This window comes from Pseudomonas sp. CFBP 8772 (genome assembly GCF_014841665.1).
Classification (GTDB): Bacteria; Pseudomonadota; Gammaproteobacteria; order Pseudomonadales; family Pseudomonadaceae; genus Aquipseudomonas; species Aquipseudomonas graminis_B.
Genome location: NZ_JACYUI010000001.1, coordinates 539,782 through 556,578 on the forward strand (window position 1 = coordinate 539,782; position 16,797 = coordinate 556,578).

Sequence of the window (16,797 nt, forward strand, 5' to 3'; positions counted from 1 at the left end):
ACATGACTCGCACCGTAGCGTTGATTACCGGGGCCGCCAGCGGGATCGGCCAGGCCCTGGCGGTGGCGTTCGCGCACAAGGGCGTTGCCGTGGTGGGCGGCTATTATCCGGCCGACCCCCATGACCCCGAGATCACGGCGCGGCTGGTCGCCGACGCCGGCGGCGAATGCCTGATGGCGGAGCTGGACGTCACCCGGACGGCCTCGGTTGACGCCTTGGCCGAGCAGGCCATCAGCCGGTTTGGCCGCATCGATTACGCCGTCGCCAATGCCGGCCTGCTGCGCCGCGCACCGTTGCTGGAGATGACCGACGAGCGCTGGAACGAGATGCTCGATGTCGACCTCACCGGCGTGATGCGCACTTTCCGCGCGGCGGCCCGGCACATGGGCGAGGGCGGCTCCCTGGTCGCCATTTCGTCGATTGCCGGGGGCGTCTATGGCTGGCAGGACCACTCGCACTACGCCGCGGCCAAAGCCGGTGTGCCAGGGTTGTGCCGCTCGCTGGCGGTGGAGCTGGCGCCCCGGGGGATTCGCTGCAACGCCGTGATCCCCGGGTTGATCGAGACACCGCAATCGCTGGACAGCAAAAACTCACTCGGACCGGAAGGCCTCGCCAAGGCGGCCCGTGCCATCCCGCTGGGCCGTGTCGGCCGGGCCGATGAAGTCGCCTCGCTGGTGCGCTTCCTGTGCAGCGACGAGTCCAGCTATCTCACCGGACAAAGCATCGTCATCGATGGCGGCCTGACCGTGCGTTGGCCGGAGTAGGGCGTAGCGCCGATCCGCTATTGATTGCGCCACAAGCCGCAGACTGAAAGAGGAAGCACCATGCAACTGGTCAATAAACGCGCGGTGATTACCGGCGCAGGCAGCGGCATCGGCGCCGCCATCGCCCGGGCGTATGCCGAGCAGGGCGCGCGGCTGGTCCTGGCCGATCGCGACGCCGTCACCCTGGCTAACACCGCCCAGCACTGCCGCGAGTTGGGCGTCGAGGTGGTCGAAAGCGTCGCCGATGTCGGCACCGTCGAGGGCGCGCAGGCCGGCGTCGACGCCTGCGTTCAGCACTTTGGCGGCATCGATATTCTGGTCAACAACGCCGGCATGCTCACCCAGGCCCGCTGTGTCGACCTGACCCTGGACATGTGGAATGACATGCTGCGGGTCGACCTCACCAGCGTGTTCATCGCCAGTCAGCGCGCCTTGCCGCATATGCTGGCGCAGCGCTGGGGACGCATCATCAACGTCGCGTCACAGCTGGGCATCAAGGGCGGCGCCGAGCTGACCCATTACGCGGCGGCCAAGGCCGGGGTGATCGGCTTCAGCAAATCCCTCGCCCTGGAAGTGGCCAAGGACAACGTGCTGGTCAACGCCGTTGCGCCGGGCCCGATCGAAACGCCGCTGGTGGCCGGGATCAGCAGCGCCTGGAAAACCGCCAAGGCGGCGGAGCTGCCCCTGGGGCGCTTTGGTCTGGCGGAAGAAGTGGCGCCCGTCGCCGTGCTGCTGGCCAGCGAGCCGGGAGGCAATCTGTTCGTCGGCCAGACCCTGGGGCCGAACTCCGGCGATGTGATGCCCTGATGTCCAGGCGAGAAGAACAGAGCAGCCGCGAATAGCTCATCACCAAATAAAGCAGGAGCGAATGACCATGTGTGGACTCTGCGGCTTGCTGGGCGAAGACGTGCACTGGAGCGACCCCCTCGGCGACGAATTGCCCCGTCGCCGCGAACGCCTGCGCCGGATCGCCGCGATCAACAAGGTGGTGGCGCCGTTTCGTCTGAAGGTCGAGGACTTTCAGGGCGTCTCCTACCTGCTGCTCGGCGCCACCGGCAAGCAGGAACTGGCCAGCGGTCTCGACCAACTGTGGCAACGGGCCGAGCAGTTGATCGGCCGCCCGCTGGACCCCCTGGATGAACGACTGCTGGACCACCTGGAGCAGCACCCATGAGCATCGCCCTGAACGTCATCACCGGTTTTCTCGGCAGCGGCAAGACCACCTTGCTCAAGCGCCTGCTGCAGGGCGAAACCCTCGGCGACACGGCGCTGTTGATCAATGAGTTCGGCGATGTCGGCATCGATCACCTGCTGGTGGAAGGGGTCGCGCCGGACACCGTCCTGCTGCCCAGCGGCTGCGTCTGTTGCTCCATTCGCGGCGAATTGCGCGATGCCCTGACCGACTTGCTCCAGCGCCGGGCAAAAGGTGAAGTGCCCGCGTTCCGACGCATCCTGCTGGAGACCACGGGCCTGGCCGATCCCGCGCCCATTCTCGCCACCATCAACAATGACCCGCACCTGCGCGGGCGGGTGCACATCGGTCTGGTGGTGACCGTGGTCGATGCCAGCCATGCCGCGCTGCAGGAACGCCTGCACCCGGAATGGATGGCCCAAGTCGCCGCCGCCGACCGACTGCTGATCAGCAAGGCCGACCTCGCCGATGACGATGCGCTGCGATCGCTGCAGCGGCGTTTGCAGTCGATCAACCCCGCGCCGGTGCTGACCACGGATGCCATTCAGAGTGGCGATCAACTGCTGCTCGGTGACGGGCTGCACAGCAGTGATCCCGCGCAGGAAGTCGCGCGCTGGCACCTGATGGCCGTGCGCTCGACACCCGCCCGCCATGGCGAAGCGCAGGTCTGCTGCCTGACCTTCGAACGTCCGTTGGACTGGGTCGCTTTCGGGGTCTGGCTGTCCATGCTGCTAAGATGCCACGGCGAACGAATCCTGCGCGTCAAAGGACTGCTTAACGTGAACAACAGCCACGCCCCCGTCGTCATTCATGGTGTGCAGCATTGCCTGCATGCGCCGGTGCACCTGCCGCAATGGCCCGGCGACGACCGTCGTTCGCGATTGGTGTTTATCGTGCGCGGGCTGGACACCGCGCTGCTGCGCCGCTCCTTCGAGGCGTTCACCGACCGCCTGGCGCCGGCACCCCGGGAAGCGCTGGCATGACGGTGACGCTGCGGGTCCTGGGCACCTCGGTGACGCTGCTTGAATCCCTGCGCGTGCGCGCCGAAGAGGACCTGGGCATCAAGCTGGTGTATCAGGTGCATGACGTGCAGACCGCCCAGCGCATCGCGGTCATGCAGCCCGACAGCTACGACCTCTATGACCAGTGGTTCCACAACGTGGATTTCGTCTGGCCCGCCCGCGCCATCCAGCCCATCGACACCCGCCGTGTCGCTTTGTGGCACGAGATCAATGACTTGCCCAAGCGCGGCAGGCTGTCGGCCAGTGACCGGCTCGGCAGCGGCAGCGTGCCCAGCGAGCGCCTGTTCGTGCAGCACGACGGCAGCCTCGGCAGCGCGGTAAGTGAGCGGATCAGCATGTTGCCACTGACCCACAACGCCGACAGTTTCGCCTATCGCCCCGAGCGCCTTCCCGCCGGTTTCAGTTCGGCGGACGAGAGCTGGGGCTGGCTGGTTGATCCGGCGTGGTGTGGACGGGTGGCGCTGCAAAGCGACGCGGCCATTGGCGCGCTCGACGCTGCACTGGCGGTGCAAGGCGCCGGGCTGGCGCAGTTCAACGACATCGGCAACCTGAGCATCGAAGAGATCGACGTGCTGGCCGACATCCTCGTGCGCAAGCAGGGGCAGGGCATGTTCGGCGCGTTCTGGTCTGACGATGAAGAAGCGGCGGAGCTGATGTTGCACCCGACCATCGATATCCAGAGCCTGTGGTCGCCGACCCTGGTGCGCTTGCATCGCGCCGGCGTGAAATACCGGGTCGCCGTCCCGCGTGAGGGCTATCGCGGCTGGTTCGGCGGGTTGTCCCTGTCGCGCCATGCCAAGGGCGCGGTACTCGACGCGGCCTATGCGTATCTGAACTGGTGGCTGTCCGGCTGGCCCGGCGCGGTCATGGCCCGCCAGGGTTATTACATCGGCAATCCGGCCCGCAGCCGCGAACACATGAGCGCGGCCGAGTGGGATTACTGGTACGCCGGGCTGCCCGCCCGGGAACAGCTGATGGGCAGCGACGGCTTGCCGCTGATCGACATCGGCGAAGTGCGCGATGGCGGCTCTTACGAGCAGCGCATGGGCCACATTGCGGTGTGGAATGCCGTGATGGATGAACACAACTACCTGGTGCGCCGCTGGGGGGACATCTCCCGGGCCGGCAGCAAAGGCACGCGCAGGCAGTGAAGCCCTGGCGCGGGCCGTAAGCCGGGGCGTTGCGGACCGCTGCGCTGGCGCCCCTGCAAAATGCCCGGCTGGCTGATTAGCCGATAAACACGTTCACAACCATCGATTACTCATGGACTATAGGCGCCATTTGGCGGCCTCTACAGGAGGCCAGCGCTCGTAGCTTCAGGATCCCGTGAATGAACATCAAGATTGAAGCGCTGATCGCCCGCAAGATCGGCTTCGCCTCCCACCAGAATGCCGTTCCCCTCGTGCGCGAATTGAGCCTCTGGAACCAGGAAGAAACCACCCTTGAAAACCTGGTACTGACCTTAAGCACTGACCCGGACTTCGTTGAAAGCCGAAGCTGGAATATTGACCGCATCGATCCCGGTGATCGCCTCAGCGTCTCTGATCGCGACATCAAGCTGAACGCCGGTTACCTGTCCGGCCTGACGGAAAGCCTGAACGCCGACGTGGTCATGCGCGTGTCCCAGGGCGAGACGGTGCTCGTCGAGCAGCGCTTCCCCACCGAACTGCTCGCCCGCACCGAATGGGGCGGGTTGAGCGCGATGCCGGAGTTGCTCGCCGCGTTCTGCATGCCCAACGACCCCGCAGTGGACCGGGTGCTCAAAGCCGCCTCGCAGGTCTTGCGCCGCGCCGGCAAGAAAGACGGCATCGACGGCTACGAAAGCAAATCCCGCACTCGCACCTGGGAGCTGGCTTCCGCCATCTGGTCGGGGGTGTGCAGCTTCCAACTGAGCTATGCGCTGCCGCCCGCCAGTTTCGAGCAGCAGGGCCAGAAAATCCGACCGCCGAGTGTGGTGCTGGAAAACGGCGTGGCGACGTGCCTGGATACCGCACTGTTGTTCGCGGCCGCGCTGGAGCAGGCCGGGTTGAATGCGTTGCTGGTCATGACCAAGGGGCACGCGTTCGCCGGTGTCTGGTTGCAGCCGCAGGAATTTTCCCAGTTGCTGACCGATGAAGCGTCGGCCGTGCGCAAGCGTCTCGATTTGAAAGAAATGCTGGTGTTCGAGACGACCCTGGCGACCCAGGCGCCGGCGCCGAGTTTTTCCCGTGCGGTGGCTGCCGCCGAACGGGAGCTCGACGATGAGCAGTTCATCATGGCTGTGGATGTGCACCGCGCCCGGATGCAGAAGATTCGCCCGATGGCGCTGGTGTCAGCTGTCCCGGTCGATGGGGCCGACGATGCACCGCCCGTGATTGAGGGGCTGGAGGAAGCGCCGTCGCTGCCAGGGTTCGATGTCGAGATCAATGAAGACGCCTCGGGCCCGGCCGGGAAGCTGACGCTGTGGCAACGCAAACTGCTCGACCTGACCACGCGCAATCGTCTGCTGCATTTGCCGGACAGCGCCAAAGGCGTGCGTCTGCTGTGCCCCGACCCTGCGGCCCTCGAAGACCTGCTCTCCAGCGGTCAGCGCATCCGCGTGGTGGCCGTCCCTGACCTGAAAAGCGGCGGCCGCGATGAGACCCTGTATGAACAGCAGAACAACGAAAGCCTGGTCGACGAAGTGGCCCGTCAGGCACTGGCGCGCGGCGAAGTCCTGGCCAGTCTGGAGAAGGTCAAGCTGGAAGCCACGCTGATCGACCTGTTTCGCAAGGCCCGCAGCGATCTGGAGGAAGGCGGGGCCAACACGCTGTTCCTGGCCATCGGCTTCCTGAAGTGGAAGAAAAGCGCCGACGACCCGAAAACCTATTCCGCGCCGCTGATTCTGTTGCCGGTCAAACTCGAGCGTAAAAGCGCCTTGTCCGGCGTCACCCTGAGCCTGCTCGACGAAGAGCCGCGTTTCAACCTGACCTTGCTTGAGCTGCTGCGCCACGATTTCGAGCTGTTGATCCCCGGGCTGGACGGTGAGCTGCCCAGCGATGGCAGCGGCATTGATGTGGCCGGCATCTGGAACAGCGTGCGCCGGGCCGTGCGCGATATTCCCGGATTCGAGGTGAGCACCGAACTGGTGATGGGCACCTTCTCGTTCGCCAAATACCTGATGTGGAAAGACCTGAACGCCAACGCGGCGCAGCTGCTGCAAAGCCCTCTGGTCAAGCATCTGCTGGACCCCGACACGGCGGGAGAAGGCTTTTCCGGTTCGGCCGAATTCCCCCGGCCCGAGCGTCTGGATGCGACCGTGACGCCGGCGCAGCTGTTCGCACCCTTGCCGGCCGATTCGTCGCAAGTGGCAGCGGTGGTGGCATCGGCCAGCACCCATAGCTTTGTCATGGACGGTCCGCCCGGCACCGGTAAATCCCAGACCATCGCCAACATGATTGCCCACAACCTGGCCCTCGGTCGGCGGGTGCTGTTCGTGGCGGAGAAACGCGCGGCCCTTGACGTGGTGTTTAGGCGCCTGGCGGAAAAGGGCCTCGGCGAGTTCTGTCTGGAGCTGCATTCCAGCAAGGCGTCGAAGGTTGAAGTGCTCAAGCAGCTGGACCGCGCCTGGGACGTGAGTGAAGCGTTGAGCGCCGAGGAATGGGAGCGTGAAGCCGCGCGGTTGCAGGCCCTGCGCTCACGGCTCAATCAACTGGTCGACGTGCTGCACCGACGCTGGGATAACGGCCTGACCCTGCACCAGTCCATCGGCCGGGTGGTTCGCGATCACAGCCCGCAGACGCCAAGGCTGGCCTGGGAAACGGGCACGGAACACGATGGGGCCGAGTACGCCGGGTTGCTGGATCTCGCCCGTCGCCTGGGACTCAATGGCAGTGCCGCCCGCGACCTGTCAGGTAAGTTTGGCGCCCTGGCGCAGACCCAATGGTCGAACGCCTGGCAGGCACAGATTGCCGGTGCCGCACGGGAAGTGCCCCCGTCCCTCGATGAATTGAACGCCGCCAGTGAGCGGCTGCTGGCACTGACCCACGTGCCGTTGCCGGTGGCTGAAGTGGCTCAGGTCCAGCAGCTGCATGATCTTGTCGCCCTGATCCTTGAATCCCATGGCCTGAACCTGTCGTTTGCCTTTGCACCCGACGCTGCCGCGCGTATCGAAGCCGCCCGGCGCAGTTGCCAGTTGCTCGAGAGCTATCGGGAGCTTGAAGAGACCCTGTCACTGGATTACGCCGATGAAGCGTGCCGCCGTGTGCCGGTCGCGCAACTGCGCGGTGAGTGGCACGACGCCGAGGGCAAGTTCTGGTTCCTGGGGACGCTGGCCCAGAAAAAGGTGGCGAAGAAACTTGCCTCGCTCGGTGGCGCGGCGGGCCTGCCGGACACCGTCGGCGACCTCGCTATTTTTGAACGCCTGCACGCCCAGCTGCTGGAAATGGACGCGTTGGCCAGCGACATGCAATCGATCCCTGGCTGGCAAGGGCTGAAGAGCGACCCGGTGCGCACGCTGCAGGCCGTGACCCTGGCCGAGGGGTTGCGCGGCAGGCTGATCGGGATGGCCGAATCACCCGAACACCTGGTTGCCTTGCGCGGCGCCGTGGCGCGTCTGGTGATCGACGCGAACGACATGCTGGCGCCGAATGGCCAACTCGCTACCGCGGTATCGACCTTGCAGCAGGGGTTGTCCCGCGTTGAGGCGGCCGTGCGTTTGTTCGCCGCGCTGGCGTGCACAAGCACTCAAACGTCCCTGAGCGTGGCGACACTTCGGGCGACGTCACTTGCCATCCAGCAGCAGGAAGAGCAGCTCAAGGCGTGGTGCGACTGGTGCCGGGTGCGCGAACAGGCGGCCGAGGCCGGCCTGGCCAATCTTGCCAAGGAACTGGAAGTCGGCAGTCTGTTGCCGTCTGCCACCGAGGAGACCTTCGTCACGGCCTATGCCCATTGGTTCGCCACCCAGGGCATCGACGGCGAACCGTTGCTGCGCAATTTCGTCGCGGCCGAGCACATGAGTGACATCAGCACCTTCGTGCGCCTGGACGACGAGCTGGCGAAACTGACCGTGCGCTATATCCGCGCCAAACTCTGCGGATTGATTCCGTCCAAGAACGACATTCCCAAAAGCAGCGGCTTTGCCATTCTCAAACACGAGCTGCAGAAGTCGCGCCGGCACAAACCGGTCCGGCAGCTGGCGATCGAGATGGGCGATGCGCTGAATTGCCTGGCCCCTTGCATGCTCATGAGCCCGTTGTCGATCGCGCAGTTCCTGCCCGCCGATCAGCCGCCGTTCGACCTGGTGATCTTCGACGAGGCGTCGCAAATCGCGCCGTGGGACGCCATTGGTTCGATTGCCCGGGGCAAGCAGGTGATCATCGCCGGTGACCCCCGGCAGATGCCGCCCACCAACTTCTTCAACCGTGGCCCGAACGCCGGTGACGACGACACCGCCGAAGACATGGAAAGCATTCTCGACGAATGCCTGGGGGCAGGGGTGCCGAGTCACAGTCTGAGCTGGCACTACCGCAGTCGCCATGAAAGCCTGATTGCCTTCTCCAATCACCGTTATTACGACAGCAACCTGATCACCTTCCCGGCCGCGGAAACCCGCGCCAGTGCGGTCGAGTGGCGCAAGGTCGAGGGCGTCTACGCGAAAGGCAAGGGGCGTTACAACCAGGCCGAAGCCCAAGCCATCGTCGATGAAACCGTCAAGCGCCTCACCGACCCCGGGTTTGTGGCGGCGGGGTATTCCATCGGCATCATCACCCTCAACTCCGATCAGCAGAAGCTGATCAACGACCTGCTGGACGCGGCCCGCAAGCAATACCCGCAGATCGAGCCGTTCTTCCAGGACACCCAGACCGAGCCGGTGGTGGTCAAAAACCTAGAAACGGTCCAGGGCGACGAGCGTGACCTGATCATGCTCGGCATTGGTTATGGCCCCACCGAACCCGGTGCGCCGGTGATGTCGATGAACTTCGGGCCGCTCAACAAGGACGGCGGCTGGCGCCGGCTCAACGTTGCCATCACCCGGTCCCGGCGGGAAATGCTGGTGTTCACCTCGTTCGATCCGTCGATGATCGACCTCAATCGGACCAACGCGCGGGCCGTGCGGGATTTGAAGCACTTCATCGAGTTCGCTCAACGTGGGCCGAAAGCGCTGGCCGAGGCGATACAAGGCTCGGTCGGCGGCTATGACTCGCCGTTCGAGGAGGCGGTCGCCCAAGGGCTGCGGCGTCTGGGCTGGCAGGTCGTACCGCAGATCGGCGTGTCACGTTTCCGCATCGATCTGGGCATCGTTCACCCTGATCGTCCGGGCGACTACCTGGCGGGTGTTGAGTGCGACGGTGCCACCTATCACAGCGCGGCCACTGCCCGGGACCGGGACAAAGTGCGCGGGGCGATTCTCACCGGACTGGGCTGGAACCTGCTGCGGCTGTGGTCCACCGACTGGTGGGTGGATAAACACGGGGCGTTGCAAGAACTGCACGTCGCGCTGAACGATCTGCTGGATCAATCACGACGGGACAGCGCGGCCGAACGGGTTGATGAAGCCGTCGCTGCGCCGGCAGTGGCCGACAAGGACCCGGTGTAAGGGGCCTGATCGGCGCGTGCGGAGTGAGGGTTACATCGGCGTGTTCATCAGTTCGCGCACGCGAGCGGCCAGGGTTTCAATGGCGAAGGGCTTGGTCAGCACATGCATGCCAGGCTCAAGCTGGTTGGCGCCGATGGCCGCGCTTTCCGCGTAGCCGGTGATGAACAGCGTTTTGAGTCCCGGACGGAGTTCGCGCGCGGCGTCGGCCATCTGGCGTCCGTTCATCCCGCCGGGCAAACCCACATCGGTGACGAGCATGTCGACGCGCACGTCCGAGCGAAGCAGCGTCAGTCCGCTGGCACTGTCCGCCGCCTCCATGACGGAATAGCCCAGCTCGCCCAGCACCTCTGTCACCAGCATGCGCACCGTGGGTTCATCGTCCACAACCAGAATCGTCTCGCCAACGCCAGCCGTCTGGGTGGCGGCATTCGGGATGTGCGCTTCATGGGCGCCGGGATTCCCGTGGTGGCGGGGCAGGTAGATGCACAGCGTGGTGCCTTGCCCGACCACAGAGGCGATGCGAACCTGCCCCCCGGATTGCTTGGCGAAACCGTAAATCATCGAGAGGCCCAGTCCCGTGCCCTGGCCGATGGGTTTGGTGGTGAAGAAAGGGTCGAATGCTTTCGCCACGACGTTGGCCGGCATGCCGGTCCCGGTGTCTGTGACGCTGAGGGTCAGGTATTCGCCCTCGGAGACCTCCAGCAGCGGCGCTTCGGCGGAGCCCACGACCTGCCAGCGGGTTTCGATGGTGATGCTGCCACCGTCCTGCATGGCATCCCGCGAGTTGATGCACAGATTCAGCAGCGCATTTTCCAGCTGGCTCGCGTCGACCAAGGCCACGCAGCTGTCCGGCGAGCCGACGGTCTGCACGGTGATGCTGGGGCCCACGGTGCGCTGAATCAGCTCGGTCATGCCTTCGACGAGGCTGTTGATCTCGGTAGGGCGGGGATCGAGTGTTTGCCGGCGGGAGAACGCCAGCAGTCGGTGGGTCAGGGCGGCAGCCCGCTTGGTGGCGCCTTGCGCCGTGGTCAGGTAACGGTCGACATCCGTCAGACGACCCTGGGCAAACCGTGCGCTCAACAATTCCAGCGAGCCGGAGATGCCCGCGAGCAAGTTGTTGAAGTCATGGGCAAGCCCGCCCGTGAGTTGACCCACTGCTTCCATTTTCTGCGACTGACGAAGTTTCTCTTCGGCCTGCATCAAGGCTGCGGTGCGTTCAGCCACGCGCTGTTCAAGGGTGTCGTTGAGGGTGCGCAGGGCAGCGATCGCCAGGTCGCGCTGGGCTTCCACCGAACGCCGCTCTTCCACATCGATCAAGACGCCCGGAAAACTGAGGGGGAGACCGTCCTCGCTGAAGTTGACGCGCCCGTTGGCCTCGATCCAGTAGTATTTGCCGTCCGCCCGACGCACCCGGTATTGATGGGCGTAGGCACCGCCGCGACCCAGCGCTTCGTTGATCGCTGTCATGAGCCCCGCCCGGTCTTCGGGATGGACGGTTGCCACCACCTGCTCCAGGCTAAGCCCTTCGTGGCCCAGCATCGGATCGAGTCCAAAGGCCCGGGCGAAGGCTTCGTCCACGGTGAAACTGTCGTTGGGCAGGTCCCAGTGCCACGTGCCGAAAATCGCCCCGGCCTCAAGCGCCAGCTGCACGCGCTCGACGTTGGCGCGGGCGATGGCTTCGCTCTGGCGCAAACGTTCCTCGGCATCCCGCCGCCCCGTCACGTCATTGAAGATGATCGCGATCTGACATTCGGCGGGATCGCCGACGGGCACGGCGCGCACGTCAAACCAGCGCTGAAAGGCTTTGGCATAGCTTTCGAAGGTGGCCGGTACACGGGTCTTGGCCACCCGCCCATAGGTGTCGAACCAGAATTGCTCCAGATCCGGGGCAAATTCTCTGACCCATTTGCCCCGCAGGTTGACGCCAGCCTCACGTTCAAATGCCGGGTTGGCTTCAACAAAGCGATAGTCGACCGGATAGTCATTGGCATCGAACTTGACCTGAACGATGGCGAAGGCGGCATCGACCGTCTCCAGAATGGTCCTGAACCGTTCCTCGCTCTGACGCAGGGCCGCTTCGGTGTCGCGGATGGGCGTAAGGTCGAGCATTGCGCCGATCATGCGCACCGCCTGGCCTTGAGCATCCCGGATGACGTGCCCGCGGTCGAGGACCTGGGCGTAAGTGCCGTCCACCCTTTGAAACCGGTACTCTTCGCTCCAGCCTGTCAGCCTGCCGTCTATCACGTCGTGGATCGAGGTGACGATGCGCTGCCTGTCATCGGCGTGAATCTGTGCCATCCACCAGTCGCCGGTCATGGCGATGGTGGCGAGCGGATGCCCGTAGACCCGTTCCAGGGCGTCGTTCCACAGGACGTGGTTGTCTTTCAGGTCCCAGTCCCAGATGGCATCGTTGGTGGCCTTTACCGCGAGGCGGTACCGGGTCTGAGCCTCTTCGATCGCTTGCTCGGCCACGCCGTCGACTGCGGGCTCAACCGCAGTGTCGATCGAGCCCGCCATCGCATTCTGTCGAATGCCGGTGCACAGGCTTTCCAGCCTGAGGGCTTCACTTTTCTTCAATGCCGAACGCAACTGGATGACTTCAGCCTCAAGGGCTTCCCGGGTCAAATGCTTCAAGTGTCCACCTGTAAACGTAACGTTATGACCTGAGACCGGGGGGCGCCATCGGCCCTCCGGGACTGCATCAGCCGGTTGATCCAGCAGTATCGGCGGCCAGCGTTTTACGCTGCATGCTGGCAGAATGCAATTCGGCTTCAGAAAGGACTCGCGCAGAAAGACAAAGGTTCCAGCCACAGGGGTGATTTGCCAGGCCCGACGGGGCGTCTGTTCCGTTGGTTTTGGCGGTGTTGATCGAGCCTGCGGCGATGGGCTGCTCAATGCCCTTGACCTTGCCGCAGTGGAAAGGTCTAGCGTGACCGCTTCGTCTCAACTCTCATCCAGGATGCTTCGTCATGAAAAAGATTGCCGCCGTTGTCAGCGTGATTGCTCTGCTTGCCGTAACCGCCGTCAGGGCCGATCAGGCGGAGGACGTCAAACAGATGCATGAGGCCTACCAGCAATCGATGGGCGCCATGAAGGACGACATGCATCACGGGATGATGAGCGACGATCCTGACGTTGCCTTCGCGGCGGGCATGCTGCCTCACCACGAAGGCGCAGTGGAGATGGCGAAGATCGAGCTCAAATACGGCAAGGATCCCGAGATGCTGGAACTGGCGCGCAAGATTGTGGCGGCGCAGGCGGCGGAAATCGCGCAGATGAAGGCCTGGCTGAAAGCGCATCCGGCCAAGTAAAGCGGCAAAACCCTGCGCCCCTGATCAGGGGCGCTGATGTCCGCCCATGCGGCGTGGCAGGGCAACGCAGGCGCTGCTGCGTGCGCATCAATTCGTGATGTTCGAGTCGATTTTCTTGCCCATGCTGATGCGCGGTTCGGTTGAGTAACCCACAGACTCATAGAACGCCTCGACGCTGGCATTGGCGCTGACGATCTGCAGGTTGATTTTCATGCACCCCCGCAATGTCAGGGCGTGCTCGGCATGACGAACCAACTGCACGCCCACGCCTTTTCTGCGATGTGAGGGGTGCACCGCCACCGCATACAGCCATCCGCGGTGCCCGTCGTACCCGGCCAGAACAGTACCCACCACCTCATTGTCCGTCAGGGCAACAAAGAACAGACCGTCCGCAACGGCCAGCTTTTTGTCGATGGCGAGGCCGGGCGTGTTATGGGCGGTTTCGTAGCCGAATACAGCGTTCCAGAGTTCGATCACGGCCTGGCGATGCAGCGCGTCGGAGTAGTCGGTAATGCCAGCCATGGTCAGGCTCCTTATTCAGCGGTAGTGGGCGAAGGGATTTTCTGCGCCTGCACTCGCGACTTATCGTCCCGAGACCAGTGCCAGCCGACAGGCCAGCCCCAAAAAAACCGCACCCAGCACCTGATTCAGCCGCTTGGCGATACGGACATTGGTCGCCAGCTTGTGCCCGATCCGACTGGCCAGGAGGATGACTGCGCCGTTCACCAGTAAACCGATGACATTCAAAACCGTGGCGAATATCAGCATCTGCACGACCAGCGAGGCTTTCGTTGGATCAACGAACTGCGGAAATAACGCCAAGACGAACAGTGCCATTTTCGGGTTGAGCAGATTGGTCACCAATCCCTGCCGGAAAATACTCAGAAGCGGCGTGGGCGCAAGGTCAGCATCAGCATGCAGCGGCGACGGGGCGCTGAACGCTTTCCAGGCGAGAAAAACCAGATAGGCAGCCCCCGCGAACCGCACCGCGTCGTAAGCGGCGGGCACATTGATCAACAATTGCGACAGCCCGAGTGCGGCAGCCAGCGCGTGACAATAGGTGCCCACCTGAATGCCCACCAGTGAAACGAAACCTGATGCTATGCCCTGGCTCATGCTCCGCGATGCAATCAACAGCATGTCCGGGCCCGGTGTCAGCGTGAGCGCCAAGCAGGCGCCAGCGAAAAGCAGTAATACCGAGAGATCAATCATCACGTCCCTTCCCGAGGTCATGTAAACGGCTAGTGCAGGCACGCATGTTACCGGACGGTGGCGCTTCTCTGGAGGGCTTTGCGGGATGACGTCATTCAGTGGCGCCACGACCCATGGGGTAATTCAATGCGCCTTTCTGCCTTGGCCAGCGCGGCCTTCAGCGCCTCCTTGCTTAACGGAATGCAGTAAGCGGGCTTGGCCCGTTCGAATCGCCAGCTCTCGTCAAGGTTGCCGGCGTCGACCGCGTCAAATCCCACCTCGTCCAGTAGCTGTATGGCCAGCGCTTTCGCCGCAGGGTCATCTGCGGCGACCGGCAGTGCGCGTCGGTCGTGCGCTTTAACTGGGCGAGCATCGCGCATCAGGTCATCGGCCAGGATCGCATTGAACACCTTCACCACATGGGCGCGAGGCAGATGCTCGGCGAGCAGCCGGCTGGTGGTGGTTTCGAACCTGTCCAGCGCCGGGATGGGGCCATCCTGGTCGGGATAGTAGTTGTTGGCATCCAGCACCGTTTTACCCGCAAGCCATTCGGCGGGCAGGGTTGGGTAGTGCTTGAAGGGAATCGCCACGAGAACAACATCGCCAAAGCGTGTTGCATCTTGGATGGTGCCAATTCGAGCCTGCGGGATCTCGGTGGCCACATTTTCCAGGGTTTCAGGCCCACGCGAATTGCTGATCATGACTTCATGGCCAGCCGTGATGAACAACTGCGCCACTGCGCGCCCGATGAAGCCTGCCCCGATGATGCCGATGCGCATGTGATAACTCCGATGATGTGCTGGAAGCGGCCATGATGATTGCGAACCAGCGGCAGATAAATAATCATCAGCCGCTTAGTCTCGCTACCAGGAGTGTTGAATCATGGACCGTCTCAGCAGCATGGAAGCCTTCGTCACGGCAGCGGAGTGCGGGTCTTACGCCAAAGCGGCCGAGCGAATGGGGCTGTCGCCGCAGATGGTGGCCAAACATGTCGCTGCGCTAGAGCATCGGCTCGGCGCGCGGTTGCTGAACCGCACCACTCGACGCCAGAGTCTGACCGAACTGGGCCAGGCGTATCTGGAGCGTTGCAAACACATTCTCAGTGAAGCGAGAGCGGCGGATTCCCTTGGCGAGATGATGAATGACACCCCGCGCGGCAAGTTGAAAATCAGCGCGCCCATCACCTTCGGCTCCTCTCGCCTGATGCCCTTCGTCACGACATTCCTGCGGCTGCACCCCGAGATTGAAATCGATCTGCAGTTGACCGATCGCTTCGTTGATCTGGTGGAGGAGGGGTTTGACATCGCATTCAGGATCGGCCCGGTGGAGGTGTCCAGCCTGACCGCCCGGCCGTTGGCGCCGTATCAACTGGTGGCCTGCGCGGCGCCTGGCTATCTGGCAGAACGCGGTGTGCCGCAACGTCCGCAGGACCTGAGCCAGCATGAGTGCCTGGGCTACGCCTGGTGGTCGCAGCCGACTGACCGCGAGTGGGTGTTCTGCAAGGGCTCGACGGTGGCGCGGGTTCAGGTGGCCAGCCGATTGAGGGTCAACGAGAGCCGCGCGCTGCTCTCGGCCGCGCTGGACGGCTTCGGCATCGTGCTCGGCCCGCTGATATTCCTGGAGCCTGCCTTGCGCAGTGGCGAGCTGGTGCGAGTATTGCCTGACTATGAGGCGCCGAGCCGGCCCCTGCATATGCTGTACACCGGGAGCCGGCAGCGAACGGCCAAGCTGCGCCGGTTTATTGATGCGGCACTGCTGCGGTTCGGTTGAGCGCTTCGTGCAGGTGGGCGCCGCGCTTGGTTCGAGGACGCAGCTATTCCGTTTAGTGCCCCCCGGACGACGCTGGCGCCTGTTTCTCCCTCTGGCTGGCTTGTCCTGAATGCCAGACCGGCCAGACCTGTGCAACAACAAACAGCACCTCGAAAACCGTAAACCCGAGAATCAGAAAACTCGCTCCCTGAGCGACTGCATAAAGCTGCCAGATCGCGAACAGCGTTCTCGCCAGTGCGTCGTATAACCCGATGCGGCGGCTCGGTTGCGCGAGGCGCCACAACGACCAGACCACCACCACGCTGCCAAGCAGGTTGGCGAACAGCATCCCGCTGACGTCCAGCACAGGCACGGGCCGCTCCAGTGCCAGAGCGGCCGAAAGCGCGGCAAAGGCGCTGAACACCCATGTTGCAGTCCAGGGCGTCATGAAGCCTGCCGTCATTATCAAGTCGTAAACGGCGCTGCCTCTGACAAGGTGCCTGTTGGTCTTTGCGTTGATCATGATCATCCCTCAGAGTTGAGCCCGCAGGCTAAAGCCTGGTCTTGGGTCCAGAGTCAACGTGAGCATTGAACGTTATGAAAATAGGTGAAGTGGCACTGCACGCTGGCGTGTCTGTGGACGCGTTGCGGTTTTATGAGGAGAAAGGCCTGATCAAACCCCGGCGCAGTGCCAATGGCTACCGGCATTATCCGCAGGAGACCCTGCAGCTGGTGGGGTACATCAAGCTGGCGCAGCAGCTGGGGTTTTCGCTGAAGGAGATCGGCGAAAACCTGCCGTTGCTGTGGAACAGCGAGCAGGTCTCCAGCGACCTGCTCGCTCGATTATTCAGCGAGAAAATCGCGTTGCTGGACGAGCGCATCGGGCAGATGCACGCGCTGCGCAATCTGCTGGCCGAGCGGGCCGGGCAGGTCTGTCCGCTGTTGGGCAATGGCGCCGCTGACTCGCCCGGAAGGGCGCATCACCAGGCAATGCCCGGCCGTCCCTAACGCC

14 protein-coding genes are annotated in these 16,797 nt (G+C 63.7%); 9 read left to right on the forward strand and 5 right to left on the reverse strand.

The window, feature by feature from the left end; translation table 11 throughout:
* Positions 1 to 2: 2 nt before the first annotated feature.
* The 6 genes from IFT99_RS02365 to IFT99_RS02390 all read left to right on the forward strand — a co-directional run bounded on the left by IFT99_RS02365 (position 3) and on the right by IFT99_RS02390 (position 9,534).
* Positions 3 to 764, forward strand: coding sequence for an SDR family NAD(P)-dependent oxidoreductase (locus IFT99_RS02365; RefSeq protein WP_192130289.1), 762 nt, complete (start codon positions 3 to 5; stop codon positions 762 to 764).
* 60 nt (positions 765 to 824) lie between these two features.
* On the forward strand, positions 825 to 1,571 hold the full coding sequence (locus tag IFT99_RS02370; protein WP_192130290.1) for an SDR family NAD(P)-dependent oxidoreductase: 747 nt from the start codon (positions 825 to 827) through the stop codon (positions 1,569 to 1,571).
* Positions 1,572 to 1,638: 67 nt separating this feature from the next.
* Positions 1,639 to 1,938, forward strand: a complete 300-nt coding sequence (locus IFT99_RS02375) for a hypothetical protein (RefSeq protein WP_065989066.1) — start codon at positions 1,639 to 1,641, stop codon at positions 1,936 to 1,938.
* Positions 1,935 to 2,939, forward strand: a complete 1,005-nt coding sequence (locus IFT99_RS02380) for a CobW family GTP-binding protein (RefSeq protein WP_192130291.1) — start codon at positions 1,935 to 1,937, stop codon at positions 2,937 to 2,939. The genes IFT99_RS02375 and IFT99_RS02380 overlap by 4 nt, the downstream gene beginning before the upstream one ends.
* Positions 2,936 to 4,129, forward strand: coding sequence for an ABC transporter substrate-binding protein (locus IFT99_RS02385; protein WP_192130292.1), 1,194 nt, complete (start codon positions 2,936 to 2,938; stop codon positions 4,127 to 4,129). The genes IFT99_RS02380 and IFT99_RS02385 overlap by 4 nt, the downstream gene beginning before the upstream one ends.
* A gap of 179 nt (positions 4,130 to 4,308) precedes the next feature.
* A complete protein-coding gene (locus IFT99_RS02390) occupies positions 4,309 to 9,534 on the forward strand; it encodes a DUF4011 domain-containing protein (protein WP_192130293.1) in 5,226 nt (1,741 codons plus the stop codon).
* Between the two features lie 30 nt (positions 9,535 to 9,564).
* Here IFT99_RS02390 and IFT99_RS02395 read toward each other — a convergent pair whose 3' ends face one another.
* On the reverse strand, positions 9,565 to 12,051 hold the full coding sequence (locus IFT99_RS02395; RefSeq protein WP_192130514.1) for a hybrid sensor histidine kinase/response regulator: 2,487 nt from the start codon (positions 12,049 to 12,051) through the stop codon (positions 9,565 to 9,567).
* Between the two features lie 452 nt (positions 12,052 to 12,503).
* Between IFT99_RS02395 and copM the strand changes: the two genes are divergently transcribed.
* Entirely contained in the window at positions 12,504 to 12,845 is a 342-nt protein-coding gene (gene copM, locus IFT99_RS02400) for a CopM family metallochaperone (RefSeq protein ID WP_065988821.1), read from the forward strand.
* A gap of 87 nt (positions 12,846 to 12,932) precedes the next feature.
* On the opposite strand, the gene IFT99_RS02405 is transcribed toward copM, so the two are convergent.
* The 3 genes from IFT99_RS02405 to IFT99_RS02415 all read right to left on the reverse strand — a co-directional run bounded on the left by IFT99_RS02405 (position 12,933) and on the right by IFT99_RS02415 (position 14,815).
* A complete protein-coding gene (locus IFT99_RS02405) occupies positions 12,933 to 13,367 on the reverse strand; it encodes a GNAT family acetyltransferase (protein WP_192130294.1) in 435 nt (144 codons plus the stop codon).
* Positions 13,368 to 13,427: 60 nt separating this feature from the next.
* Positions 13,428 to 14,057, reverse strand: coding sequence for a LysE family translocator (locus IFT99_RS02410; protein WP_192130295.1), 630 nt, complete (start codon positions 14,055 to 14,057; stop codon positions 13,428 to 13,430).
* 95 nt (positions 14,058 to 14,152) lie between these two features.
* On the reverse strand, positions 14,153 to 14,815 hold the full coding sequence (locus tag IFT99_RS02415; protein ID WP_192130296.1) for an NADPH-dependent F420 reductase: 663 nt from the start codon (positions 14,813 to 14,815) through the stop codon (positions 14,153 to 14,155).
* A 103-nt stretch (positions 14,816 to 14,918) separates the two neighbouring features.
* Between IFT99_RS02415 and IFT99_RS02420 the strand changes: the two genes are divergently transcribed.
* Positions 14,919 to 15,806, forward strand: a complete 888-nt coding sequence (locus IFT99_RS02420; protein WP_065988825.1) for a LysR family transcriptional regulator — start codon at positions 14,919 to 14,921, stop codon at positions 15,804 to 15,806.
* A gap of 52 nt (positions 15,807 to 15,858) precedes the next feature.
* On the opposite strand, the gene IFT99_RS02425 is transcribed toward IFT99_RS02420, so the two are convergent.
* Positions 15,859 to 16,233 (reverse strand): hypothetical protein, encoded by a 375-nt coding sequence (locus IFT99_RS02425; protein ID WP_244656863.1) that lies wholly within the window; start codon positions 16,231 to 16,233, stop codon positions 15,859 to 15,861.
* Between the two features lie 149 nt (positions 16,234 to 16,382).
* Here IFT99_RS02425 and IFT99_RS02430 point away from each other — a divergent pair, with 149 nt between their 5' ends.
* On the forward strand, positions 16,383 to 16,793 hold the full coding sequence (locus tag IFT99_RS02430) for a MerR family transcriptional regulator (protein WP_192130297.1): 411 nt from the start codon (positions 16,383 to 16,385) through the stop codon (positions 16,791 to 16,793).
* The last annotated feature ends 4 nt before the right edge of the window (positions 16,794 to 16,797 follow it).

What these genes read in the sequence shown, in the direction of transcription:
- IFT99_RS02365 (WP_192130289.1), top strand. Translation starts at nt 3, where the DNA reads ATGACTCGCACCGTAGCGTTGATTACCGGGGCCGCCAGCGGGATCGGC.
- IFT99_RS02370 (WP_192130290.1), top strand. Translation starts at nt 825, where the DNA reads ATGCAACTGGTCAATAAACGCGCGGTGATTACCGGCGCAGGCAGCGGC.
- IFT99_RS02375 (WP_065989066.1), top strand. Translation starts at nt 1,639, where the DNA reads ATGTGTGGACTCTGCGGCTTGCTGGGCGAAGACGTGCACTGGAGCGAC.
- IFT99_RS02380 (WP_192130291.1), top strand. Translation starts at nt 1,935, where the DNA reads ATGAGCATCGCCCTGAACGTCATCACCGGTTTTCTCGGCAGCGGCAAG.
- IFT99_RS02385 (WP_192130292.1), top strand. Translation starts at nt 2,936, where the DNA reads ATGACGGTGACGCTGCGGGTCCTGGGCACCTCGGTGACGCTGCTTGAA.
- IFT99_RS02390 (WP_192130293.1), top strand. Translation starts at nt 4,309, where the DNA reads ATGAACATCAAGATTGAAGCGCTGATCGCCCGCAAGATCGGCTTCGCC.
- IFT99_RS02395 (WP_192130514.1), bottom strand. Translation starts at nt 12,051, where the DNA reads ATGGCGGGCTCGATCGACACTGCGGTTGAGCCCGCAGTCGACGGCGTG.
- copM (WP_065988821.1), top strand. Translation starts at nt 12,504, where the DNA reads ATGAAAAAGATTGCCGCCGTTGTCAGCGTGATTGCTCTGCTTGCCGTA.
- IFT99_RS02405 (WP_192130294.1), bottom strand. Translation starts at nt 13,367, where the DNA reads ATGGCTGGCATTACCGACTACTCCGACGCGCTGCATCGCCAGGCCGTG.
- IFT99_RS02410 (WP_192130295.1), bottom strand. Translation starts at nt 14,057, where the DNA reads ATGATTGATCTCTCGGTATTACTGCTTTTCGCTGGCGCCTGCTTGGCG.
- IFT99_RS02415 (WP_192130296.1), bottom strand. Translation starts at nt 14,815, where the DNA reads ATGCGCATCGGCATCATCGGGGCAGGCTTCATCGGGCGCGCAGTGGCG.
- IFT99_RS02420 (WP_065988825.1), top strand. Translation starts at nt 14,919, where the DNA reads ATGGACCGTCTCAGCAGCATGGAAGCCTTCGTCACGGCAGCGGAGTGC.
- IFT99_RS02425 (WP_244656863.1), bottom strand. Translation starts at nt 16,233, where the DNA reads ATGACGCCCTGGACTGCAACATGGGTGTTCAGCGCCTTTGCCGCGCTT.
- IFT99_RS02430 (WP_192130297.1), top strand. Translation starts at nt 16,383, where the DNA reads ATGAAAATAGGTGAAGTGGCACTGCACGCTGGCGTGTCTGTGGACGCG.